The sequence below is a fragment of the Dethiosulfatarculus sandiegensis genome, from assembly GCF_000931935.2.
GTDB classification, from domain to species: domain Bacteria; phylum Desulfobacterota; class Desulfarculia; order Desulfarculales; family Desulfarculaceae; genus Dethiosulfatarculus; species Dethiosulfatarculus sandiegensis.
On record NZ_AZAC01000011.1, the window covers coordinates 225,336 to 248,967 of the forward strand.

A 23,632-nucleotide genomic window follows, 5' to 3' on the forward strand; every position below is an offset into this window, starting at 1 on the left:
GAACTATGTTTTTAAAAAGTAATAAAACAGATTTTCAAAACCCATTTTGAAAAGAGAAAGAGGCCGATGCAGCCTGAGAAGAAGAACCAAAACCTCTCCCGCCCCGAGGACCTGAGGCGGGCTGCGGCTATCCTGAAAAAATGGCTTACCTCCTGTGTGATCTGCCCCAGGGCCTGCAAAGTGGACCGCACCAAAGGTGAAAAGGGTTTTTGCAAAATCGGGGACAAGGCCCTGGTAAATACGGCCCAACTGCACTTTGGGGAAGAGCCCGCCATCAGCGGCAGCCGGGGTTCGGGTACGGTGTTTTTCAGCGGCTGCACCTTGAGTTGCCGCTTCTGCCAGAATCACGAGATCAGCCAGGGCGGTTGGGGCGAACCCATGGACGCCAAGGATCTGGCCGCGGTTTTCCTGGAACTCAGTTTAAAAGGGGCCCATAACCTTAACCTGGTAACCCCCACGCCCCACCTGGCCGTGATCCTGGAAGCCCTGGCCCTTGCCCGTGAAAACGGCTGCAACCTGCCCGTGGTTTACAACACCTCCGGTTACGAAAGGCCGGCGACCATACGCCGCTTGAAAGGCTTAATTGAAATCTACATGCCGGATTACAAATATTTCCACGAACCGGCGGCCAAAAGGCTCTCCAATGCGGAAGCTTATGTGGAGAACTGCCGCCGGTCCCTCGTCGAGATGATAGCCCAGGCCGGAAGCCTGCAATTAGATGAAAAGGGAGTGGCCCGAAAAGGCGTCCTGGTCAGGCACCTGGTGTTGCCTAACGGCCTTTCCCAGTCACCTGAGGTGCTGGCGGATTTGAGGAAACTGGGGGGCAAGGATATCTGGGTCAGCCTTATGAGCCAGTATCGCCCCATGTACAAAGCCTGCGAAACCAAAGGCCTGGAACGCAGCCTCATAGAAGAGGAATATGAACAGGCGGTAAAGGCTTTAGAGGAAAACGGTATTGAAAACGGTTATATCCAAGGACTGGGCTCAGTCAGGGCCCGGCATTTCCCCAGATTTCATAAGCCATGATCCAAAGTGGGCAAAATGCCTATAACTCAATGCAAAGATAACAAAAATTATATATTTTAATTTTATAAATATTTACAACGTGTTAATAAATCAAGCGCTCTAATTATAACTTTCTGCATACTTTTCCCCGATTCCCCGGCCAGAGAAATTTCCACATATCTCCCATTATCTACGAAGTTTTTCCGGATTTAACTCCTTGGCACGCTTCTTTCAATGTATTTCGGTAAGGGAGCTGGCGGTCAGGGCCTTGCCCGGCCAAAGGAGCGCCTTGAAAACAGCCTGGCCAAGTCCGGGCGGCAAGGCTTAATGGAAACGCTCCTCTCCTCCCGCATTAAAACCCATCAAGCCGGTTTAGGAATTTTCACTTCAGAAAACCACACCACCAAGGGGTATGGAGCATGATTCAAGACTATTTCTTACCCGAATCTGTTGACGAGGCCCTGGCCTATCTCAAGGAAAAACAAGGATCGGCCCGCATTATCGCAGGCGGAACGGATCTTGTAATTGAACAGGCTCAGGGTAAAAAAACCGCCCAAGCCTGGGTGGACCTGGGCAGCATCAGCGAGCTTGGCAAAATCACAGAAGAAAACGAAGACCTTATCATCGGGGCCAATGTGACCTTTACCCAGGCGGTTACGTCGCCGCTGGTAAAGCAGTACGCCCCGTCCCTGGCCCAGGCCTGTCGGGCGGTGGGTTCTTTGCAGATAAGGAATATCGGCACGCTTGCCGGAAATGTGGTCTCAGCCAATCCGGCGGCAGACTCAACGGTCCCCCTGACCGCCATGGGCGCAACCTGTCTGGTTGCCACCCCCCAGGGCACCAGGGAATTTTCCATGCCTGAAATGTATGCCGGTGTCCTGAAGTCCAGTGTGGACAGCACCAGTCAGGTCCTCACCCACATAAAAGTGCCTAAACTGAAAAAAGGCCAGTCCTCTACTTACATCCGCATGGAGGCCCGCAAGGCCCTTTCCCTGCCGATGCTGAACCTGGCCGTGTTCCTGGGACTAAAACAGGATCTGGTGGAAGAGGTGCGCATTGCTGTGGCTCCGGTGGGGCCCGGCCCCCAGCTGGCCCAAGAGGCTCAAGATTTTTTAATCGGCAAGCCGGCCACTTTCGAGAACACGGAAGAAGCGGCGCGGCTGGTCGCCAAAAGTGCCAACTTCCGCTCCAGCCCCATCCGGGGCAGCAGGGAATACAGGACCCAGGTGCTGCCGGTATTTGCCAGGCGGGCCCTTGATCAGGCCGTTTCCTTGGCCCGCGCCTAATTCCCTGAGACAATACAAGGAGTAGCAATATGGAAAAAACCAAAATCAAATTCACTCTTAATAATGAGGAAGTTGAATTAATGGCGGCTCCTTCCGAGCTGCTGGTGGATGTCTTAAGGGATCATTTTCTTCTGACCGGAACCAAAATCGGTTGCAGGCAGGGCGATTGCGGGGCTTGCAGCGTGATACTGAACGGAAATGCCGTGAATTCCTGCCTGGTGCCTATTATGAAGGTCCAGGGGCAGGTGGTTCAGACGGTGGAAGGCATAGGCGAAAAAAATACCTGCCACCCCATTCAGGAAGCCTTTATGGACAATGGCGCTGTGCAGTGCGGGTTCTGCACACCCGGAATGATCATTAGCGCCAAGGCCCTGCTGGATAAAAACTCCTCACCCAAAAAGGAAGAAATCAAAGAAGCCATCAGCGGGAATATCTGCCGTTGCACAGGATATCTCATGATTGTAGAAGCTGTTAATCGTGCGGCTGAAATGATCCGGGCTTCGGAAAAAAGGGAGGGGCGGGCATGAGAGAGTTCAAGGTTGTCGGCAAAAGCGTGCGCAAGACAGACGCAGTTGACAAAACCACAGGCAGAGGTCTTTTTACAACCGACATACAACTACCCGGCATGCTCCACGCCAAGGTGCTGAGAAGCCCTGTGCCCCATGCCCGCATAAAAAGTATAAACACGGAAAAGGCGGAGAAGCTCAAAGGGGTGCGGGCTGTTGTAAGCCACGAGAACACCCCCAGAAACATATTCAACACCTCGGTGCCCATGTTCACCACCACTCCAAACCTGGAGAGGGTGCTTGATCAATACATCTTTGACAATGTGGTCCGCTATGTGGGGGACGAGGTGGCGGCCGTGGCGGCCGACACAGAGGCCATGGCCGAACAAGCCGTTAAACTGATCGAGGTTGAATACGAGCCCCTTCCCACTGTTTATGACCCCTTGGAAGCCCAGGAAGAAAGCGCCCCGGAATTGCACGGAGAAAAGGGTGTGACTCCGGAAGGGAAAAACATACCCGGCGAGATAATCCGCATCGCCTTGGGCGATGTGGAAGAGGGCCTGGCCCAAAGCGATCATGTGGTGGAATACGCTTACAAACTGCCGGTGCAGAAGCAGGTGCAGATGGAGACCCAGGCCGCGGTGGCGCAGATTTCGGGCAACGGCAAGATCACTGTCTGGTCAACCACCCAGACGCCCCACCCCTCCAGGGCCATTCTCTCCAAAATCTTTGACACCCCGGCCAGCAAAATAAGGGTGCTGGCTCCGCCGCATCTGGGCGGCGGCTTTGGGGTGCGCATAGGCCTTTCGGCCAAGGCCGAGCCCATCGCCGTGGCCCTGGCCCAAAAAGCCGGACGCCCGGTTAAGATGGTCTATACCAGGCAAGAAGATTTCACTTCCTCGGACACCAGGCATCCCGGCTATGTCACAGTCCGCCTGGGGGCCTCGGAAGGCGGAGCCTTCCAGGCGCTGGACCTTAAGGCGGCTCTTTCCACAGGCGCTTATTGCAGCTTTGGGGCGGAGCTGCCCGGGGTCTTGGGGGCCATGACCCTGGCCATCTACCGCATCCCCAACCAGCGCTATTTTGGCCACAGCGTATACACCAACTGCACCCCCGGCGGGGCCATGCGCGGCTTTGGCAACCCCCAGGGCAACCTGGCGTTGGAAAGAACCGTGGATAAGATGGCCGAAAAACTCGGCATGGACCCCTTGGAGCTGCGCCTCAAAAACATCATGAAGACCGGCGACCCCTGGTGCCTTCCCTATGAATGCGGCACCACCGAGCTGGCCGAATGCATACGCCGGGGAGCGGAAAGCATCGGCTGGGACATGAGGGGGCCTTTGAAAACCAGGGGACCATAAAAAGGGGCCTGGGCATGGCAGTCGGCACCCATGTCTCCAATGCCTGGCCTTTCTGCGTGGACTATGACAACGCCTATGTCACGGTTCAGCCCGACGGTTCCGTGCACATAGCCTCCGGCGTGCCGGACATGGGGACCGGAACCAGCACCTGCCTGCCCCAGATCGCGGCTGAAGCAATGGGGGTTCCCTTTGAGATGGTGGAAATAACCTATGGAGACACGGAAACCACCCCCTTTGAGATAGGCAGCCACGCCAGCCGCACCTGCTATGCGGCCGGAACCGCGGTAATGGCGGCGACCAACGATGTGCGCAAGCAAATCCTGGAATACGCGGCTCCCTTTTTCCAGGCCGAGCCGGAAGACCTCATGATTGACGATGCGGTTATTTATCGCACTCCCAAACCCGGCGAACCTGAACCCGAGCCTGAATTGACCGGCCTGGAGGCCCTTAAAAAGGGCAAGGGCAATGCGGTCACCATGGAAGAAGTGGCGTATCACGCCCATGTACGCAACAAGCAGTTCATTGGCTTGGGCCGAATCGTGCCTTCCAACGCCCCTCCCTGGCACGCCTGCTTTGCCGATGTGGAGGTTGACACCGAGACGGGCCAGGTCACGGTAAATAAAATGACTGCGGCCCATGATGTGGGCAAGGCCATCAACCCCATCATTGTCAAGGGACAGATTGAAGGCGGGGTGGTGCAGGGCTTGGGTTATGCCCTGACCGAAGAAATCGTCTACAGGGAAAACGGCTCCCAGGTGCAGAATGAAATGCACAACTACATGGTTCCCACGGCGGCCGATATTCCCGAGCTGGACTCGATTATTGTAGAATCCAGCGACCCCACCGGTCCCTTTGGGGCCAAAGGGGCCGGTGAGTGCAGCCTTGTCTGCCCGGCCTCGGCCCTGGCCAACGCAGTGGCCAACGCCCTGGACCTCGATATATCGGAGTTGCCCATGACTCCGGAAAGACTCTTCACAGCATTACAGCAAAACCGAAACTGACAGGCAAAGTGTCCGTTTGAGCGTTTCGCGCTCTCACGGACACTTTTATTTACCTGGTAATGCCTCTGGTTTTTGATACATTTCCTTCATAGATTGATCAGTGTTAACAGTTAATATCGTTCTGATCTTTCGGTGCCTTAAATAAAAGGCAAAAGGAGCCTTTTATGAACCCTGGCCATCCTTTTCCAGAGGCCGGTCAAGCAAGCCCCGACTTAGCCAAAGAGAACCAGAGCCTTAAAGAATCACTGGCCAAGGCTGAAGCGGAGCTTCAGCAGCTTAAGCAAAAGCTTGCCCAGAAAAACGCCATGCTGGACGGTTTTTCCGAAGGCCTTCTGCTTATGGATGACAAATTCCTGGAGTGCAACGAAGCGGCCTGCCGAATCTGGAGTTGTGAGGAAAAAGACATCATAGGCTACTTTGCCAGTGACTTCGCACCCGATTTTCAGCCGGACGGCACTCCCTCCTTTGAATCCGCTCAAGGAAAAGTCAAGCAGGCCCTGAGGGGTGATCGACAGCGTTTCGAATGGGTGGACACCAGGAAAGACGGAGTGATCATCAACACCGAAGTTGCCCTGAACCGGGTGAGGGTCCATGGGCACGACTATGTCCTGGCCACCTTCCGGGATATCACCGAGCGCAAGGCCCTGGAGGCTGAACGCGCCGACATGATGAAGTTCATGGAAAACCAGATCAGCGAACGCACGGCGGAGCTGGTGCGTTACAACCAGGCGCTGAGCCGGGAGATAAACCAGCGCATTGAAGTTGAAAAAGACCTGGAAAGGGCCTATCAGGAATTGAGCCAGATCTTTGAAACCTCGGGCGAAGGCCTGGTGGTGGTCGACGCGGATTACACCATCTCCAAGGCCAACAAGGCGTTTCTGGACCTTTCGGGCCGCAAGCCCGAAGATGTAATGCGCCGCACCTGCCAAAACATGCTTCCCTGTAAACACTGTGGAAACGGGGACTGCATCATAGATGAAGCGCTCTCGGGCAAGGATTTTGTCAGCAAGGATATTGACTGCCTGCGCGCAGGCAAGGAAGAGGTCACCTGTATTGTGACCTGCGCGGCCATGCGCAACAGGCAGGGCGAGGCAAGCAGCGCCGTGGCCAATTTCCGTGATGTAACCGAACACCGGCGCTGGATCACCATGCTGGAAAATTCAGAAGAGCTGCACCGGGTAATCTTGGAGAACATCTCTGACGCGGTCTTTATTACAGACGATTACGGCGAGTTTTGCTTTATAAGCGCAAATGTGGAAAAAATCTTCGGCCTGACCGTGGAACAGGCCCAGGAATTGGGAAATATAAAAAGACTTCTACCCCAGGTCCCGCTTCAGGACGAGCTGATGGATAAAAATGAAGAGATAAACAACCTGGAGATGATTATATCCTCGCTGGGCGCGGAAGACCGAACCCTGAATCTGCGTATTAAAAAAGTCAACATACAAGGCGGCACCCATCTGATTACCTGCCAGGATATCAGCGAAAAAAAACGCATGGAAGAAGAGGCCAAGAGGGAATATGAACAACTGGTCCAGGCAGGCAAGCTGGTCTCCTTGGGCATCCTGGTCTCCGGCGTGGCGCACGAAGTAAATAATCCCAACAATTTCATATTATTAAATTCTTCTCTCTTGAGCAAGGTCTGGGAAGACACCAAGCCCATATTGGATGAATACTATGAAGAACAGGGAGATTTCTTGCTGGGCAATCTGGACTACGCCACGGTCAGGGAAAAACTGCCCAACCTTTTTAAGGGAATCAACCAGGGGGCCCACCGAATCAAACGCATTGTCACCGGTCTGAAAGACTATGCCCGACAGGGTTCCAGGGGCATGAACGAGGTGCTCAGCATAAACCAGGTGGTCCAGGCGGCCCTGACGCTCTTGGCCAACCAAATCAAAAAAACCACCAACGGATTTATCGTAAACTACGGCATGGGCATCCCCCACTTTTTGGGGAACTTCCAAAAAGTGGAACAGGTCATCATAAACGTGGTGCAAAACTCCCTGGACGCCCTGACCGACTCCGGTCAGTCCATTTGCGTGCAGACCAATTATGACAAGACCCAAAGACTCATAAGGGTAACGGTCAAAGACCAGGGCAAGGGTATTGATCCCAAGGACCTGCCTCATATACAAGACCCCTTTTTCACGACCAAAAGAACCTGCGGCGGCACCGGACTGGGGTTGGCCATATCGTCTCGGATAATTGAGGAGCACCTTGGGTTCACGCGCATATCTTCCCGAAAGGGTTACGGGACCACAGTTGAAATCTGTTTCCCTGTGAGGAGCGAGGCGTCTTGAGTGGATACAAAAAAAACTTGGATCCCGGCAGTGTCATATTGGTGGTGGATGACGAGACTTCGTCTTTGGACAGTTTTGAGCTGGCCCTGCGCTCCTTTGGCCTGAAGCAGATCATCCTCTGTACAAACGGAAAGCAGGCCAGAGAGTTGCTCACCACGAGACCGGTGGATGCCGTGCTGTTGGATCTGGTAATGCCGGGAACATCCGGCGAAGACCTGCTGGCCTGGGCCGGGGACGAATTTCCCAAGCTGCCTATCATTGTGGTCACAGGCATTGACACCGTGGAATCGGCGGTCAACTGTATCAAGGCGGGGGCCTTTGACTACCTGGTAAAACCCATCGAGGAAAATCAGCTTCACGTCTCCCTGGGCCGTGCCCTGGAATTAAGCAGCCTGAGGCAGGAAAACCTGAAGCTGAAAAGTTGTTTCATGCGTGAAGACCTGGAGCATCCCGAAGCTTTTCAGGATTTTTTGACCAACAGTAAAAGCCTTTTCAAAGTTTTCAGGTATCTGGAGGCTGTTGCCTTTTCCAATCATCCCATATTGGTTACCGGGGAAACCGGAGTGGGCAAGGAACTGGTTGCCAAGGCCATTCACAAATTAACCAATCCCAAGGCCCCCTTTGCGGCGGTAAACCTGGCCGGACTGGATGAACATTTATTTTCCGACACCTTGTGTGGCCACAAAAAAGGGGCCTTTACCGGGGCGGCCACTTCACGCCAAGGGCTTATTGAAAAAGCCGGACAAGGGATATTGTTTTTAGATGAAATAGGCGATCTAAGCCCTGCCATGCAGATAAAACTCTTAAGAATGCTGCAGGAAAGGGAATATATGCCCCTGGGAAGCGATGTGGCCAAGCCCATGGAGGCCATGATAATTACCGCGACTCACCGAAACCTGGAGGAGCTCAAAGACCAGGGTAAATTCAGAGAAGACCTGTTTTACAGGTTGTCCACCTATCATGTTCACATCCCGCCGTTACGCCAGAGGCCTGAAGACCTGGTGCTTCTAACCGAACATTTTATAGAAAAAGCAGCCTACAGCTTAAACCGACCAGCGCCTCGACTGGACAGCAAGCTTAAAAGCCTGTTGGCAAGTTACAGCTTTCCCGGAAATGTCAGGGAATTGAAGGCCCTGATCCACAATGCCATGGCCAAAACCAAGGCCGGACAGTCTCCTTTTGGGTCGCTTAAAAAAAGAATAGCCGCTCAAGAACACGAGCAGCAGGGGAGGCCGGGGTTTACCAGCCGCCCGGCCCAGACCGTGCTCCTGCCCGATCCTTTGCCCACTTTGGAAGAAATGAACACGATTTTAGTGCAGGAAGCCATGAACCGTTGTCAGGGCAAACAGGTTGCGGCGGCCAGAATGCTGGGCATAAGCCAGCCGGCTTTAAGCAAAAGGCTGAAAAAAATGTCCACAGACCTATAAAACACATCAACCAGGCAGCCCAAAGGCTGCCTGGTTGATGAATTGAAAATTATTTCAAGTAGATCAGTACTTAGCAATCGGCTGATTCATCAAGTTCAGTCCTCGGGCTTGAACTTTTTGATAAACTTCCTGTCTATATAATCCTTAAGCCAAAAGGCCATGCGCCCATCAATGACAAACCCTTTTTTGTGCAGTATTCCCCTGCCCTGCCCCAGGTTGAAGATCAAAAGATAGTCTCCGCCCGGATTAAACGGCATTAACTTTTCCCCGGTAAAGGCCGCCCTCACATTATGCAAAAGCACCGGGTTCTGTCGCACTGCATAGACTCCCACCTTATCAAGAGGCTGAGCTTCAAACCAGATGCAGTCACCTCCTCCGAAAATCTCCGGGTATTCAGGGTTCTGCAAAAAACGGTTCACCAAAAGCCCGCCGTCTTTGCCCGTGCTGAGGCCGGAAGGAGCGAACAAAGGCCTGGGCCTCACCCCCAGAGCAGTGAAAATGATCTCTTCTTCATAGGTGTTATTGTCTGCCATGGTCACTCTGTGAGGCCCGACCTTTTGGGCATATTGCCCCTCAATAATCTCTATGCCCCTTTGGCTCAAAATCTGACGGGCCCTTTTTTGCACCCCTTGCGGAAGCTTATGTAAAAACTTTCTGCCCCCGTAGATACGGACACGGGCTCCTTTGCCCGATTTTTCCAAACCGGCGGCCCAGGCATTGCCCGCCACCTCCAAGGCCCCGGGGCCACCGCCGACCACGCCGACCCGAACTTCACCCTTGGCGGCCAGTTCAAGCAATCTTTGCCTGCCCTGCCAAAGATTCTCTATGGGTTTTACGCTAAAAACATCCTCCGCCCCTTTTTCCACAATATCATCCGGCACTTCACTGCCCGTGTTAAAAGAGGCCACATCATATTTAACTGTTTTTCCGGACTTGAGAAATATGAGTTTTTCTTTAGGGTCCAAACCGGTTACATAGTCTTCGATAAAGGTTGCCCCGGTTCTCTCAACCATGGAGCGAACCGGAAAACTTATAGATTCCGGGTTGTAGGCTCCCCCCAACATACCCGGGCCCATGCCCGAGTAATAATGCAGTGCGGCCGGACCGATCACGGTTATCATAAGCCCATGGCGCACGAGTTCAGGCATCTGATCCAGAATCATCACATGGGCGTGGCCGGCTCCAGCCAGAACCAGTCGTTTTGTCATGACAGCCTCCCTTAGACCAGGGCCTCCATTAGATTGGCCAATTGATCAATGTGATTCTTTTCCTCCTTGGCCATACCCAGGAAAAAATCCTTAAGCCCCTGGTCGTCACGGTCCGCGGCCCTGGCATATAAATCCATGGCCTGGGCCTCCACAAACATCGCAAAGTTCAAGGCATCTTCCACAGACTCCCCCTCAAGTCCCAAAGCCTCCATATACTCGCTTGTGGTCATTCCCCCTTCCAGGGCCCTGGACGCATCTGCCGCGCCTGTATCCCGGCCAAGTTCAGCCAGGCGTTTTTGCAGTATGGCCTCATGGGCCTTTTCAAAGCCGGCCAACTTTTTGAAGACCGCCTTGGCCTCCTTGTCTGAGACTGATTCTGTTTTCTCCTGGTAAAATTCCCTTAACGCAGTCTCCATTCCCAAGGCTATTTCAAGGGCCTCTGCCAGAACAGCCGCACCTTCAAAAAACTCCAGGCCCTTTTCATAATCCCCAAAACCGGTCCACCCGTTCCAGGCCTTGAACCCACCGCTCAAGTTATAGATATTGGCAAACCCCTTGCCCGAAAGCATCTGAGCGGCCACCCGGCTGCGGCCTCCAATGGCGCAGTAAACCAAATAGGGCTCCTCGGGCCTCAACTCATCCAACCTGTCGTTCAGCTCACCGATGGGAATAAGCTTGGCCCCTGAGATATGCCCTCTTTCATACTCCTTGGGCTGACGCACATCCAAAACGCGGATCTTATCGTCTTTCTGTAAAAGCTCTTTAGCTTTTTCGGCGGTCACACTCTTGACCGGAGTGAGAAACTGACGCCACTTCATATTTTCCCTCCTGTTACAGCCAAGAAAAAAATGCGTTTGCTATTCAAGCGAGAACGAAATCAACGCTCAAGCCTGCCGTGACGGACCACCGAATCACCGTACATCAACCTGGAACCACTCGGCGGGGCCTTGGGCTTGGGCCCTCCGGCCACCACCCCGCTCATGACCTTTTTAATGTCTTTTATGCCTGCGCCTGAAAAAATGCCGCCACCAGCCTTGGCCACGGCCTGAAGCTGGGCCTTGGCCCTGGGATTTCTATCCACTTCATATCCCACCACATCCAACCTGATATCCACCTGGCGCTCCACCGGAGGCTTGCCCTTGACCATCTGATCCAGAGCCGCCACAGAGGGGTCCATGGCCCATCCGGTCAAGGCCGGGAAAAGGACCAACACAAATGCGGCTGTTATTTTCATTGTAACTCTCATGGTCTGCCTCCTCCGGCAGGGGTCACCTGCCGCACTCTGCGGAAGATGCTCTTGGCTGCCTCCACAGGTTTGCCCCGACAGGACTCGCCGCCATCACTCAAGAGAATGATCCGCCCGGTCTGTCCCCTGCCGCTGCTGCGCAGATAACCGGCAGCCTTGGACATGGAGCGCGCAATGGGGGTGCCTCCCGAGGCCCCGAAATCAAGCCTTGAGGTGATATCCGCGGGGTTGGTGGTAAAAGGCTGCCTGAGCTGAATGGAACCGCAACTGAAAAACACAATCAAGGCCCATTCCTCGTCCGCCTGCCCGGGCGCATAGGAACTCAAGGCCGCCCTTACCGCTGCCTTGGCGCTGGTCAGCTTGGAGCCGCGCATGGAGCCCGAGGCATCCACCACAAACACGGTGGAGCGGGCAATCAAGTTCGGCGGCAAGGTCACGCTCTTGGAAACAGGATCGTATTTCTGGTTGGTCTTGCCCGGCCCGCTCTGGTCTCCGGCATAATTCACGGTTATGGTGTGCTGTTTATTAGGTTCCTCCACCCAACCCTTGCCGTACTGGCCGCCCTGGGTCGGCACTTTCGCGGTCAGAACTCCGGGGGTGTCGCCAAAGGAACCGCCAGTAGCCTTAAACTCAAGTTCAGAGGGGCTTATGGGCCTTCCCCCCTCGCCGGTCAGGGAAACATCAAGCCTCCAAAGGCCCTTTTGCTGATCAATAAGCACCGGCTGCACTGTTAAATCAGGAGTCATCAATACCTGGGGAGGCAGATCCAGTTCCGCCTTGCTGGGTGAGTATTCCTTATCCGGCAGGGCCGGATCTTCTACGTCTCCCAGGTATTGGAACACGGCCTTGCCCTTGGCGTTTCTGTCCACTGGAGCTTTCCATTGCAAAGTCAGGCCCGGTGCACTCCATTTGACAGTGCCGCCCTTGGCCCCTATGCCGCCGCCGGAAAGGGTGCCCAGGTTGCTGGTCACAGTCATGCCGCCTTTACTCACCGGCTTGCCGTCTTCTTCAATCACCTGAATGGTAATTGCAAACTCCTTGCCTCCGGAAGACGCGGGCTTGGAGGCCTTGACCAGAACCTTGGTTGCCTTGGTCAGGGCAGGCAGCTTGATAGTGGCCTGGCTCGGTTCATAGCGCTTATCCGGCAGGGCCGGATCAGATTCATCGCCGGTATATGAGACCTTGATCTCAACCTGGCCCTGCAGATTGGCCGGGGGAGACCAACTCACCTGGGCCTTGCCGTCGGTTAAGCTCAACTTCTCCTGGGAAAGGGCGCCGCCGCCTGCGGTGAGCGTTACGCCACCGGCCTCCACCGAAGTGCCGGCCTTGGTCGTCACCTCTATCATAAGGCCCCAATCGCCTTGTCCTTGGGCAGGGGGTTTGGGGGTGAGCTTTATCTTGGTCGGCAGCTTGCCGAGCTTAAAGGTGAACTTGTTCTTGTGCAGGGTTGCCGTGCCCGCGGCATTGGTCACATCAAGCGCTATGTCAAAGCTTTCACCATTGAAATCCTTGGGAATGCTTACAGCGCCCTTCTCCTGCCAATCCGCCCCGGCGGCCAGATTCTGACCGGTCCACAGATTCGGAATAACGCTTACCTGGGTGTAGCGCAGGCCCACACCGAGTCCTTGTTGAGGCTGGGTGGTCTTGTTAGTGATCTTGAGTTTGAACCCCAGTTTGGCGCCCGGTGCTATCTCTTCGGGCTTGGCCGGTGTGTCGCCCGCTCCCAAAAGAACCAGGCTGGAGACAAAGTCGCTCTTCACCTCCACCGGGAGTTTATGCACAGCCTGCCACTTGCGACCGGTGGCCGCGTCATGGGCCTTGATGGTGAGAGGCATTACACTGTCAAGGTAATCAGGCGGTACATCCACTTCAAAACGCACCTGCACGGGCTGGTCGGTGGGCATGGGGCTGCCGCCCGCCTGGGACTGGGGCTTTATTATGGTCAGGCCGGGATGCCTGGGCCCGGTGAGGTTAAAGTAAACCTCCTCCACCTTGGGCCCCTTATTGACCACGGTAAAGGTGAGGTAGCCGTATTCGCCTGTCCCGAGTTTATTATTGCCGTTGTTTCGGTTCAGCAATGACCCGCTTTTGGGATCTTCCACGGTCACGCCCTTTAGTTCAAATTCAAGAGCCGCCAATTCCAGGAGCAAAGGAAGCTTGAATATCTTGCCCCGGCTCTGCCCCTTGGGTATCACCTCGGCCTTGATAAAGACCGTGACCTCCTTTTTAAACCCGCTTCCCACCGTGGCGGGCAGTGAAAACTCCTCCGAAGCCCCCGGGGCCAGAACAGTGCCGCTCAGCTTGTCCTGACCCAAGGTCAGGTAGGAAGAATCGCAAGACAGGGCCAGGTCATATTCCGGGCCTTTGTCCTGGTCGGAACGATTTGTGACCTTGAGCTTCAGTTTGACCGACTCACCGGGATTGGGTTTGTTATCCCCGTTATTGGGAGAATCCTGAGCCTTGGGGTCATCCACCTTGGAATCAAGGGTGACCTCAAGCATCAGGGAAGGACTCACCTCCACTGTGAGGTCCAGGGGCTTTTTAAGGGCCTCGCCCGCCAGGGTGACAGACAAGGGCAGGGTCACCGCCTCTGTCCGCGCCCCCACATCACCGGCCTTGAACTCAAGACTGGAAGTGGTTTTTTCCTTGCCCGATTCAAGCAGCCCCTGCTTCCAGGATTTTTCCCCGGTGGGCTTTAGCCTTTCGTCATCTGTGGGCGCTGTGAGCATGAGGTCTTTTAAGGGCCAGGCCTCATAGTTTATGAGCTTAAGGGCTATTTTTACTTTTTCCCCTGAGTTGGCCTTGCCGTTCTCAGGTGACCCGCCCTTATCGTCCAGAACGTGGCCCTTAAGTTCTAGGGCCAGTTCATAGTCAAACTTGCCTGTTAAGATGTGTTCCACCTTAATGGCATCGGTAACCGTTATCTTGACCTCGCGTTCACCTGGTTTGGTTGGCTCAGTGAATTTGACCTCTGCCTTGATCTCCTTGTTCTCAGCTCCCGGGGTGAGTTCGGCCTTGATATCCTTGCCCTCCAGGCTGAGCTTAAAGGTTGCCGGATCAAGGGGCTGTTCAGGAGAGGTGACCACACAGATCAAGCGGGCGGGTTCACCGGAAGTTGCCTTTTTAAACTCAAGCTTAAGCTCCGGTTTGCTGCCGGGTGTGAGGTATATGGTTTTTTCTATGGGCTCGGCGGCCCTGCCGGGCGGCGGTTCGGGGATATTCAAATTAACCACCGCCACATCAGAACCGTCCTGGGCCTTGAATCCCTTGGCCGAGGCGTTTAAGGTGTAATCCCCGGCCTTCGGTATGCCGGTGGTGTAGTCGCCGTCTTCCATCTCGTCCAGGCTTATGATCGGACCGGCCCCTTTTAAAAGCACCTTGCCCTTTAAGATGGGCTTTTCCTCACCGTCTTCGTTTTTATAGCGCAGATGCACGGTGATATTGGCCAGGCACTTGATCATGTCCTTCAGCCCCTGGGCCTTGGCCTCTTCATATTCCTTTTTCTTTTGCTCTATGCGCTTTTCAATGGTGTCCCTGGCCGTGAGCAGGACCTGAGAGCCTTCCCAGGTCACATGGGCCCAGGAATAGGCCTCCTCAAAGGTGCTGGATAAAGCGCTCCAGGTCTGCAATGGAAGGGACCACAAAGGCTGGGGTGCATTATCCACCTGATCCAGGGCATTTTGCAGGGCCTCGTCACGGCTCTTATCCGCAGCCGAACTCTTGCCCGCCCATTCCTCCATTAAAAGCATCATGTCCCGGCTGTGAACCATGATCACCTTGAGCCGGGCCAGCTTTAAGAAAAGCGCCTGATCACAGGGATTCTTGGGATCGAATTTGTAAGCGGTCAGCCCCGCTGCCTGGGCATGGGTTTGCTCCACATCCTTTTTGGCCTCCACCAGGGCGTTGCGGTAGGCGTTGACCAGGCCGTCAACCCTTTTCCTGTCAATCTCCAGCCAACCGGTTAAGTGGAATTTTTCCGGCGGCTTAAGACCGGCTTTTTTTATGGTCTCACGTATGGTGTCCAGGGACTCGTCAATCAAGGTGTAGCCGTGTACATACTTCTTGGCCAGCTCCACATGACGCCTTGGCAGGCTGTGCCTGGTCCAGGGGCTCTTGATCTTCTCCGTGGCCCACTTGACAAAAGACTCGTAGATCTCCCAGACATGCTTGACCAAAGGCAGTCTCAATTTTTGGGCAATCGCCTCCAGGTCCCTGAAGGCCTGGGCCGCGTCACCGACCATGTATTTAGCCTGGTATTCCGCCTCTGCCTCGCTCTTCAGCTTTTTGATCGCCTCCAGGGCGGCCTTATCGTAGATATCTTTTTTGAGCTTCACATAAAGCGCCAGGGCCACATCCTTTCTGACATTGCCACCCTTTTCCCTTATGATCTTGGCCAGGGCGGTGCGCCCCAGGTTGATATGCTCGTGCAGGTAATCATCCACCACAAAATCCGGATACAGATTCTGGATGGCCGTGCGCATGGCCTTGACATTTTGGTTGCTGGCCATGATGGTGCGGTCCATGAATTCATAGATGGACTTTTTGATCGTCATCCCGGAAAGCCCGGTGTGATAACCTATCTCGCCTTCTTCCATCAGGCTTTCAAAGGCCTTTTCCGGAGGGGCCACGGGCCTCACCTTGCCCTTGGAATCCATCAGCCCCAGCATTTTCCCCTGGGTGCCCTCCCATTTGCCCGAATCCACCCAGGCCCAGATAATCGCCTTATCCTTGGAGATATCCCAGGCTGAACCGCCGAGCTGCCAGGCCACCATGCCCAGGCCCGCCACCACGGCCGGAACCTGGAATCCGGGCACTGCATAGGCCACCCCGATAACCAGGAAGACTCCGGACTGAACCGCCTTGCCCTTGTCGCCTTCATAGTAGGCGTCGATTCCGTTGATTATGGAGCTGGCAAAGTCCCCCACCATGGGCAGGGCGGTAACCCAGGCATTGGCTATCCTTAAATTTTTATCTTCTTCGCTCAGGCTGGTGTCATCCATTATGGATGAGGTCTGGTGCATGGCCGTGGCCACGCCGATGATGCCGTCAAAGGCAAGGGATTTGATGCCGCCGTCGCCCAGAAGCACCCTTTGGGTTTTTTCATCTATTTGCCACAGTAAAAACTTGCCCCTGTAGCGGGCCGCTATTTTATTCTTTACCGCCGGATCAGTGAGCTTGGCCACCTTCTCCAGCTCCTTGGCCGACTTTTCGCCAAAAAGCATCGCCATATCTGTCTGGGATGAGGTGTGAATGCGTTTGAAGATCTCATCCATCAGCTCGTCCACAGTATCAAACTTAAGGTCGCCTATGCTTTTTTTAAGCTGCTCCAAAAACTGCTTGGTGCTCATCTTTTCCAGGGAGACCATATGCAATCCGGCTATCTTGGCCAGCCGCCGGTCCAGGGCCTGGGCCGCCTTGGGCAGATCCTTGTACTTATCGTCTATCAAGGCCTGCAGCGCCTTTTTAAGATCATCGGTGGCCAAAAAGTGACGGTAAAACCTGGCCTTTAATATCTTGGCCGGAGGCGAAAACTTAATCGCGCTCTCCATGGTCTCCACCAGGCCGTTGCAGGCGTTGAATACGTTTTTACCCCTGGTGAGTTTTTTGATCTCCTCTGCCACGCTTATGGGATCAGCCCCCGGCGAGGTCATTTTCTTAAGCAGCTTTCTCAGCTCCTCTTGCTGCTTGCTGAGCCGGGGCACGTTTTTGCCTGTCTGACGCCTGATCTCCTCAAAGACCCGGTCCACCTTATCCATATCCTTTAAGGTGCCCCTGGCCGCCTCCTGATAGGCAGAACCCCAGGAGATCTTGCCCTCCATAGCCTCCTTGAGAAAGTGGTTGTTCTTGTGCGTACTTACCGAGACGGTCTGCTCGATCAGGCTCTTTTGGGGCAACCCGCCCTCTTTCAGCACCTCGGAGTCCAGATAGGCCTCCACATGCCAGGGGGTGGTGCCTTCCAAAAAGGCCTTGCCCGAGTCAACCTTGACCTTGTACTTCTTTTCGGCTACATGCTCATAGGCCTCTTCCATGGCCTTTTTCAGATCGTCATGGTAGCTCGCCACCCCACCGGGACCGCCGAGCTCCTTCATGTATTTTTTCCCCAATACCTTGCCTTCGGGCGTGTTGGGGTTCACCTTGAGACCGGCGTCCACATCCATGGGCGGCTTTTTCTGGGCGACACTGGCCTGGTTTTGGATCAAGGTGATATCGTCGATCACCGAGGGAGGATACTTGTTCAAGGCCCTTAACCTGCGCCTGGTCTCCTCAAGCACCTCGCTTAACACACCCGAGTTGCCCTGGGGGCCTTTCATAAGATCATGATACAGATGCCCAAGATCCTTGAATTTCCCCTCATTCTTCAAAAGCAGCTTGGCCTGGTAGTCAGTTGAAATGCGCAGCGCCTGGCGGGAAAGTTCCTGGCTGCCCGCCCCCTGCTTGACAAGCTTGTCAAACTCCTCCACCAGGGCCTTGGCCTTTTGCACATCCTGGGTATGCTGAATCCGCATATCCGAGGGATTCATGGACCAGGCCTGGGTCGAGATAATCAATAAGAAAATAAATACCGGCAGCGCCAACAGAAACCGCCACACCTTAATTAAAGGCGCCTTTTGCATGGAGTCCTCCCTTGATCCGGGTTTGGGGCACCCCTTCACACTTAGGCAAATACAATTTTGCCCGCTGCCGGGGTCATGAAAAAAAGAGCCGATATCTCTAACTTAAGTCCTTTTTTCCCATAGTGTCAATCAACAAGCCTAATGTGGAGCCACACCTCTATCTTGACCTTAAAAACTTTTTTAGATATTATTCAGAGTGTAATTCAATTACGCAGAGTGTTACTACAGATTGATTGATTAGAATTATCAAGTCATCTACATAGTTACCCGCACACTCTCCCTGGAGTTCGACCATGCTAGAGCATCCCCCGGGCAAGAACTTCATCAGGGCACTGGCCAACGGCCTGACCTGCCTAACCACTTTTTCACCAGAAAAACCGGCGCTCACCCTGTCGGAAGTGGCCAAGAAAAACGGCATGAACTTGGTGACGGCCCGCCGTTATCTCCTGACCCTTAAAGAACTGGGTTATGTACATTTTGACGAGCAGGGCAAAACCTATCGCCTTACGCCGAGGGTTTTGCGCCTGGGCTCCTGGATCATTGAAAGCATGGATCTGCGCACCAGGATGCTGCCCTACCTGACCCACCTCACCAGGGAATGGCATGTAACCAGCGGTTGCGCCATCCTTGAGGGCCAGGAAGTGGTTTACCTGGAACGCATCCGCAGCAACGATGTGGTGAACTTAGACCTCACCGCAGGCTCCAGGCTGCCGGTCCACTGCACCTCCATGGGCAAGGTCATCATGGCCTTTCTCCCCCCCCACAAGCGGGCGGACCTTTTGGAACGCATCAAACTGATGCCCTACACCTTAAACACCATTACAGATAAAACAGTGCTTAAAAAGCAGCTTGATCAAGTGAGGCTCATGGGTTACGCATCCTCGGACCAGGAGCTCACCCTGGGGCTGCGCTGTCTGGCAGTGCCTTTGTTTGACAAAAGCGGCCTTATTGAAGCCGCATTGCAGGTTTCCTATAGAACGGAAAGGGAGGACGCTTCCAGCCTCCCCCAAGGGATTCTGCCGGAGCTGCTCAAAATATCGCGAGAGACTAAAGCCGGAGTAGCGGCTTAGGGGTGTTCCCCAATGATCAAAGGAAAAATACGAAAGTAGACCACCTTTTTTGCCTGGAGTCATTTGATGAGTGAGGAGAGGATTGGCGATAAACTTATGACCGCCCGGGAGGCGGTCGAAAGATTCATTCCGGATGGCGCCCAGATCGCCCTGGGCGGATTCACCATCAACCGAAATCCCATGGCTCTAGCACGGGAGATTGTGCGCCAGGGGAAAAAAGACCTGCACCTGGTTTGTCATTCCCATGGTCAGGCCATGGACCTTCTGGTCGGCGCGGGCTGCGTCAAGCGCATTGAGATAGCCTACGCAGGATCAGGGAGGTTTGCCCCCACCAGCATCCGGTTCAGAAAGGCCGTGCAGGAAGGTGCCCTTGAAGTTGAGGATTATTCCAACTTTCAGATGTCTCTGCGCTTTTTAGGCGGGTCCCTGGGGTTGCCCTTTATGCCCGCCAAAACCGGCTTTGAAACAGATCTGGTTAAAAAACAAGGTTTCAGTGAATCCTCCCGCACTGAACCCAAGGTGGCCAACAAAAAAATGCTGGAAATGGAAAATCCCTTTGATTCGGGCCGTGACAAGGTGCTTCTCTTGCCCTCACTCACCCCGGATGTGGCCCTGGTGCATGCCCAGTATGTGGGAGACGACGGCACGGCCAGGATCAAGGGGCTAACCTTTGCCGATGTAGAACAGGCCAGGGCAGCCAAGACTTTAATCGTAAGCTGCGAGGAGATAGTCCCGGCCGAGCACCTGCGCCAGGACCCGGATCAAAACCAGTTGCCCCACTTTTTGGTGGATGCAGTGGTTAAAGCTCCCTATGGGGCCCACCCCACGGCGTGCCACTTTTTCTATGACTATCACCCCCAACACCTGTGGACCTATAAGAAAAACGCAGGCAATGACCGCGCCTTCATGGATTACCTCCAGGAATGGGTTTTCGGTATTTCAGATGAACACGATTATCTGGAGAAAGTGGGCATATCTGAACTTCTGACCATAAAGGCCAGCCGTATAACCGGCTACGCGCCCGGTCTGGACAGGAGGTAGGGTCTCATGGCGAGCTATACGGACAAGGAAATCATGGCCATCTCCGCAGGCAGGCTGATAGGCCAAAATGACGTTCTCTTTGCGGGCACCGGCGTATCCATGCTGGCCGCCACAGTGGCCAAAAGGGTGCATGCACCCAATGCGGTGGTGTTTTTCGAGACAGGCGGCATTGATCCCAGCCTGGACGAGCTTCCCCTGGCAGTGGCAGACCCCAGGGTAATGTATGGTTCCTGCGTAAACTCGGGGCTGATAGAGGCCTTTGCCATTTTAGGGCATAGGAAGCTGAGGACCGTCGCCTTTTTAGGGGCGGCCCAGATTGATTCTTTTGGCAACCTCAACTCAACTGTGATCGGTGATTACAACCGGCCCAAGGTGCGTTTCCCCGGCTCGGGCGGAGGGTGTGACGCAGCTTCCCTGGCCCATGACACCATCATCTTCATGCAGCACGAGCCCAGGCGGTTTGTCAATGAACTGGATTACTTCACCAGTCCGGGCTGGCTAAGGGGCGGAGAAAGCCGCATGGAGGCCGGATACACCAGGGGCGGCCCCATGGCAGTGGTCACTGATCTGGGAGTGCTGAAATTTCATTCCAAGACCAAGCGCATGTACCTGGCCGAGTGCTATCCCGGTGTATCACCTGAAAAAATAATTGAAAACACCTCCTTTGAGCTGGATGTAAGCCAAGCCAAAGAGACAAGGGCTCCCGATGAAAGAGAGCTGAAAGTCTTGAGAGAAGAGGTGGATCCCCAAAGGCTGATTCTGGGGTGATTGGATATTACGAATACAAAGGCCAAAAGCGGCGGGCTTTGCTTGCACGGCCATTAAATCTCGCCACAAGCTTCTGCGGGAGGGATAACACCAGGGCGGTGGTGTTGCTCTTCCCGCGGGCTTGGGCATTTCCCTGACTTCAGGTTCCCGTTTAATTCCTCAAACCTGATTGTTACGATTACTCTGAGAAACATTTTTCTCCCGCCTTGATCTTGGCCCGCCGTTTTTTCGATGCTATGTTTTATGCAAGTCAAATTTTCCCAATTTATGCATGGCTATCACCGGCGGGGCGCTAAATAATGGGAAAATCCAAAAAACTCCTCAAGGCTCTCTTGCTGGTAAGTGCGGGCCTGGCTCTTTGCACGGGGGGCTATTGGCAGCCATGTTTTACTGGGCCTCTCCCCAAGACAGACCGGTGGTGATAACCCCGCATCATCCCTTTCGCTCCGCCCTGGGCAAGCAAAGATTTTTGGATCTCTACCAAAAAAGAGGGAAACAATGGCCGGTTCCTTTTGAGGAGCGAATGGTGTCGACCTCTTTTGGGCCTGCCTATGTGCGCATAAGCGGCCCCAAGGACGCCCCCGCCCTTTTTCTGCTGCACGGCGCAGGCGGCAATTCACTGCACTGGGTACCGAATATAGCCCAACTCTCCAAACATTTTCAGACCTTTGCCTTAGATACCGTGGGTGACAACGGCTTGAGTGTTTACCATAAGCGGATGCTGACTCCTCGAGACTATGCCGACTGGTTGGACCAGGTTGTCTTTGGCCGGAATTTCCTATGGAGCCCGGCTTGCTGCGCTCTATACCAGACAACACCCCAACAAGGTATCGGCCCAGGTCTTACTGGCCCCGGCAGGCACGGTTCTACCGATTTCCTGAGCCTGGATATTCAGGGCAGCCCCCTGTGCAGTCAACAACTTTTGGACTATAAGAAGTTTTCTTTACTGGCTTTTTGCGGACCTGGTTAAACAAGGTCCCTGAGCCAGGGAGTTGATTGATCAGCATATCAAAGATGTAATGTTGGCCAGAAAAAGCTTTAAATTCAGGCACAGGATGGTTCCCACGGTGTTTTCCGACCAGGAGCTGGCAGCCATCTCCATCCCAACTTTATTTCTGGTCGGTGAAAACGAAAAAATATATTCTCCCCAAGAAGCACTTAATCGCCTGCGCCAAAAAGCTCCTCAAATAAGAACGATGCTAATACCCGGGGCCGGCCAGGTTCTGACCATTGTGCAAAAAGAGATGGTGAACCGTCTAATCCTTAATTTTCTGAAGGGGATAGAGATAAAATGCCCTGGCGTTTCTCCAGCGGCCACGGGGAAGCACAGATAACGGTTCAATTACCAATTCAAGGCTGGACTCAAAGGTAAGAAAAATGGCAACCAACTGTGGAAAATGTTTTCTGAGACGCCATGCTTTGGCCAATCCCCAAAGCATACTGGCCGGAATATGGCGCTGGCATACGGGCTGGTGTTCCGGTTACAAGGCCTATAAGGCCGAACTCGCCGCAAAATCAATAAATAAACCAGAACAAGGAAGCCTGGTCTATTCGGCAGATAAAAAGGCAGATACCGGCAATAGCCGCTAAGCAGACACTGATGCTTACTTTAAGATTAACCATACAAGCCACCTTGTTCACTCAAGTATCTCTCCAACAGGCTGAAAAAAACTGTCCGCGCGAAATCAACTGATTAGTCCGAATACTTTGCAAGGGTCTTTTCGTCGATTCAATCAACAGTCAATAAACCGGCCAATCGGTCTGATGCCCTGACCGAGAAGACCGGGCACGGCTTCAGAGCAAACAATAAAACGGTAATCCACCCACGGCACCACCCAAAAGGGCGATGCCCCAATTTTAAATACTCCTCCAGACCGGCAAGACAGGCCGACCGGTTGCACTCTTAAAGAGACAGATAAAAAAACCGCCTCATCGCACTCTGACCTCATATCTGGCCTCTTCCCTCTTCTCTTTTCCGGATATCAGCCTGCCTCCTCTATCTGTTCAGCAAAACTCACAGGCAAATCCAGGGAAGATTACCTTTAATTTTTTTTTAAAACTTGTCTGTTTTTGCTTTTCTAATACCCATTTTCAGAGAATGCGATTTTTGTCAACATCCCTTGGCCAAGGCATCCATTGAGGCGCTTGCGATATTGGCTATCTCCTCGGCAAAGTCATCCTGATCTTTAAAAACTCTCTTCTTTTCCAGGTAGATGCCGGCCATATGTTTATTTAGAAGAAGCATGTGGATCATAAGCATGATGGTGGTGACCCTTTTTTCCGCCTCAAGCCAAACTCTTTCCGGCAAGGACTTTTTAATCTCCTTGAGGTATTCATTTTGCAGAAAGTCTTCATTCTTACCCAGCGCCTTTTCCACCACATCCTTTCTGGTGGAAAACAGGTTGGAGATAAAGGCCACATATTGGGGATGCCTGCTGCGAAAACGCAGCATGGCCTTTACCATCATTAACCAGTAATCCCGGTTGGTGGGGGATTTCACCTTCTTTTTGAACTCCTCAAACTCTATAAGCCCCTTCCTGCGAAACTGGTCTATACGGCGCTGCAAAACCTGCATTATCAGGTCTTCTTTGCTCTCAAAGTAATAGTAAATACTGCCTAAGTTCACTCCGGCCGACTTGGTTATGCCTCGCAATGAAGCACCCGCTATCCCCAATTCGGCGAATTCCCTTTCAGCAGCATCCAAAATCTTTTCTTTTGAACTGGCCAAAGCCCAAGCTCCTTTACCAGGCCCTTCCTGATTGGAATCAGTGATCCACAATCACCCCAATTTACCCG

At 53.7% G+C, this 23,632-nt stretch carries 17 protein-coding genes; 12 read left to right on the plus strand and 5 right to left on the minus strand.

What is annotated here, in order from left to right; genetic code table 11:
* Positions 1-66: 66 nt before the first annotated feature.
* The 7 genes from X474_RS08550 to X474_RS08580 all read left to right on the plus strand — a co-directional run bounded on the left by X474_RS08550 (position 67) and on the right by X474_RS08580 (position 8,889).
* Entirely contained in the window at positions 67-1,026 is a 960-nt protein-coding gene (locus X474_RS08550) for a radical SAM protein (protein WP_082464242.1), read from the plus strand.
* Positions 1,027-1,424: 398 nt separating this feature from the next.
* Positions 1,425-2,291, plus strand: coding sequence for an FAD binding domain-containing protein (locus X474_RS08560; protein WP_044348143.1), 867 nt, complete (start codon positions 1,425-1,427; stop codon positions 2,289-2,291).
* 29 nt (positions 2,292-2,320) lie between these two features.
* Positions 2,321-2,818 carry a (2Fe-2S)-binding protein gene (locus X474_RS08565; protein ID WP_044348144.1) on the plus strand — a complete coding sequence of 166 codons (498 nt, stop codon included), beginning with the start codon at positions 2,321-2,323 and terminating at the stop codon, positions 2,816-2,818.
* Positions 2,815-4,158 (plus strand): xanthine dehydrogenase family protein molybdopterin-binding subunit, encoded by a 1,344-nt coding sequence (locus X474_RS27015; protein WP_197282030.1) that lies wholly within the window; start codon positions 2,815-2,817, stop codon positions 4,156-4,158. Before X474_RS08565 ends, X474_RS27015 begins: the two co-directional genes overlap by 4 nt.
* A gap of 14 nt (positions 4,159-4,172) precedes the next feature.
* Positions 4,173-5,159: a xanthine dehydrogenase family protein molybdopterin-binding subunit gene (locus X474_RS27020; RefSeq protein ID WP_197282031.1), complete on the plus strand. Its 987-nt coding sequence runs from the start codon at positions 4,173-4,175 to the stop codon at positions 5,157-5,159.
* 164 nt (positions 5,160-5,323) lie between these two features.
* Complete coding sequence (locus X474_RS08575; RefSeq protein ID WP_052515023.1) at positions 5,324-7,462, plus strand: PAS domain-containing sensor histidine kinase; 2,139 nt, start codon at positions 5,324-5,326, stop codon at positions 7,460-7,462.
* Complete coding sequence (locus X474_RS08580; protein WP_052515024.1) at positions 7,459-8,889, plus strand: sigma-54-dependent transcriptional regulator; 1,431 nt, start codon at positions 7,459-7,461, stop codon at positions 8,887-8,889. The genes X474_RS08575 and X474_RS08580 overlap by 4 nt, the downstream gene beginning before the upstream one ends.
* Before the next feature lie 95 nt (positions 8,890-8,984).
* Here the strand turns inward: X474_RS08580 and X474_RS08585 are convergent, their stop codons facing one another.
* The 4 genes from X474_RS08585 to X474_RS08600 are packed head-to-tail and all read right to left on the minus strand — an operon-like array spanning position 8,985 to position 17,957.
* Positions 8,985-10,097: an NAD(P)/FAD-dependent oxidoreductase gene (locus tag X474_RS08585; protein ID WP_044348145.1), complete on the minus strand. Its 1,113-nt coding sequence runs from the start codon at positions 10,095-10,097 to the stop codon at positions 8,985-8,987.
* Between the two features lie 11 nt (positions 10,098-10,108).
* Positions 10,109-10,915 carry a rhodanese-like domain-containing protein gene (locus tag X474_RS08590; protein ID WP_044348146.1) on the minus strand — a complete coding sequence of 269 codons (807 nt, stop codon included), beginning with the start codon at positions 10,913-10,915 and terminating at the stop codon, positions 10,109-10,111.
* Between the two features lie 59 nt (positions 10,916-10,974).
* On the minus strand, positions 10,975-11,343 hold the full coding sequence (locus X474_RS08595) for a hypothetical protein (protein ID WP_044348147.1): 369 nt from the start codon (positions 11,341-11,343) through the stop codon (positions 10,975-10,977).
* A complete protein-coding gene (locus X474_RS08600) occupies positions 11,340-17,957 on the minus strand; it encodes a VWA domain-containing protein (RefSeq protein WP_044348148.1) in 6,618 nt (2,205 codons plus the stop codon). Before X474_RS08600 ends, X474_RS08595 begins: the two co-directional genes overlap by 4 nt.
* A 293-nt stretch (positions 17,958-18,250) precedes the next feature.
* Between X474_RS08600 and X474_RS08605 the strand changes: the two genes are divergently transcribed.
* The 5 genes from X474_RS08605 (at position 18,251) to X474_RS08630 (ending at position 22,426) form a co-directional block, all read left to right on the plus strand.
* Positions 18,251-19,027, plus strand: coding sequence for an IclR family transcriptional regulator (locus X474_RS08605; protein WP_044348149.1), 777 nt, complete (start codon positions 18,251-18,253; stop codon positions 19,025-19,027).
* A gap of 66 nt (positions 19,028-19,093) precedes the next feature.
* Positions 19,094-20,068, plus strand: coding sequence for a CoA transferase subunit A (locus tag X474_RS08610; RefSeq protein ID WP_044348150.1), 975 nt, complete (start codon positions 19,094-19,096; stop codon positions 20,066-20,068).
* Positions 20,069-20,074: 6 nt separating this feature from the next.
* Positions 20,075-20,836, plus strand: coding sequence for a CoA-transferase subunit beta (locus X474_RS08615; RefSeq protein ID WP_044348151.1), 762 nt, complete (start codon positions 20,075-20,077; stop codon positions 20,834-20,836).
* A gap of 373 nt (positions 20,837-21,209) precedes the next feature.
* Complete coding sequence (locus X474_RS08620; protein WP_052515025.1) at positions 21,210-21,806, plus strand: alpha/beta fold hydrolase; 597 nt, start codon at positions 21,210-21,212, stop codon at positions 21,804-21,806.
* Positions 21,807-22,213: 407 nt separating this feature from the next.
* Positions 22,214-22,426, plus strand: a complete 213-nt coding sequence (locus X474_RS08630; protein WP_044348153.1) for a hypothetical protein — start codon at positions 22,214-22,216, stop codon at positions 22,424-22,426.
* Positions 22,427-22,946: 520 nt separating this feature from the next.
* Here X474_RS08630 and X474_RS08635 read toward each other — a convergent pair.
* Positions 22,947-23,564, minus strand: coding sequence for a TetR/AcrR family transcriptional regulator (locus X474_RS08635; RefSeq protein ID WP_052515026.1), 618 nt, complete (start codon positions 23,562-23,564; stop codon positions 22,947-22,949).
* Positions 23,565-23,632: the final 68 nt, after the last annotated feature.

Excerpts from the sequence above, each read along its gene's own strand:
- X474_RS08550 (WP_082464242.1), top strand. The coding sequence starts at position 67 with ATGCAGCCTGAGAAGAAGAACCAAAACCTCTCCCGCCCCGAGGACCTG.
- X474_RS08590 (WP_044348146.1), bottom strand. The coding sequence starts at position 10,915 with ATGAAGTGGCGTCAGTTTCTCACTCCGGTCAAGAGTGTGACCGCCGAA.
- X474_RS27020 (WP_197282031.1), top strand. The coding sequence starts at position 4,173 with ATGGCAGTCGGCACCCATGTCTCCAATGCCTGGCCTTTCTGCGTGGAC.
- X474_RS08575 (WP_052515023.1), top strand. The coding sequence starts at position 5,324 with ATGAACCCTGGCCATCCTTTTCCAGAGGCCGGTCAAGCAAGCCCCGAC.
- X474_RS08630 (WP_044348153.1), top strand. The coding sequence starts at position 22,214 with ATGGCAACCAACTGTGGAAAATGTTTTCTGAGACGCCATGCTTTGGCC.
- X474_RS08595 (WP_044348147.1), bottom strand. The coding sequence starts at position 11,343 with ATGAGAGTTACAATGAAAATAACAGCCGCATTTGTGTTGGTCCTTTTC.
- X474_RS08605 (WP_044348149.1), top strand. The coding sequence starts at position 18,251 with ATGCTAGAGCATCCCCCGGGCAAGAACTTCATCAGGGCACTGGCCAAC.
- X474_RS08560 (WP_044348143.1), top strand. The coding sequence starts at position 1,425 with ATGATTCAAGACTATTTCTTACCCGAATCTGTTGACGAGGCCCTGGCC.
- X474_RS08600 (WP_044348148.1), bottom strand. The coding sequence starts at position 17,957 with ATGCAAAAGGCGCCTTTAATTAAGGTGTGGCGGTTTCTGTTGGCGCTG.
- X474_RS27015 (WP_197282030.1), top strand. The coding sequence starts at position 2,815 with ATGAGAGAGTTCAAGGTTGTCGGCAAAAGCGTGCGCAAGACAGACGCA.
- X474_RS08565 (WP_044348144.1), top strand. The coding sequence starts at position 2,321 with ATGGAAAAAACCAAAATCAAATTCACTCTTAATAATGAGGAAGTTGAA.
- X474_RS08585 (WP_044348145.1), bottom strand. The coding sequence starts at position 10,097 with ATGACAAAACGACTGGTTCTGGCTGGAGCCGGCCACGCCCATGTGATG.
- X474_RS08610 (WP_044348150.1), top strand. The coding sequence starts at position 19,094 with ATGAGTGAGGAGAGGATTGGCGATAAACTTATGACCGCCCGGGAGGCG.
- X474_RS08615 (WP_044348151.1), top strand. The coding sequence starts at position 20,075 with ATGGCGAGCTATACGGACAAGGAAATCATGGCCATCTCCGCAGGCAGG.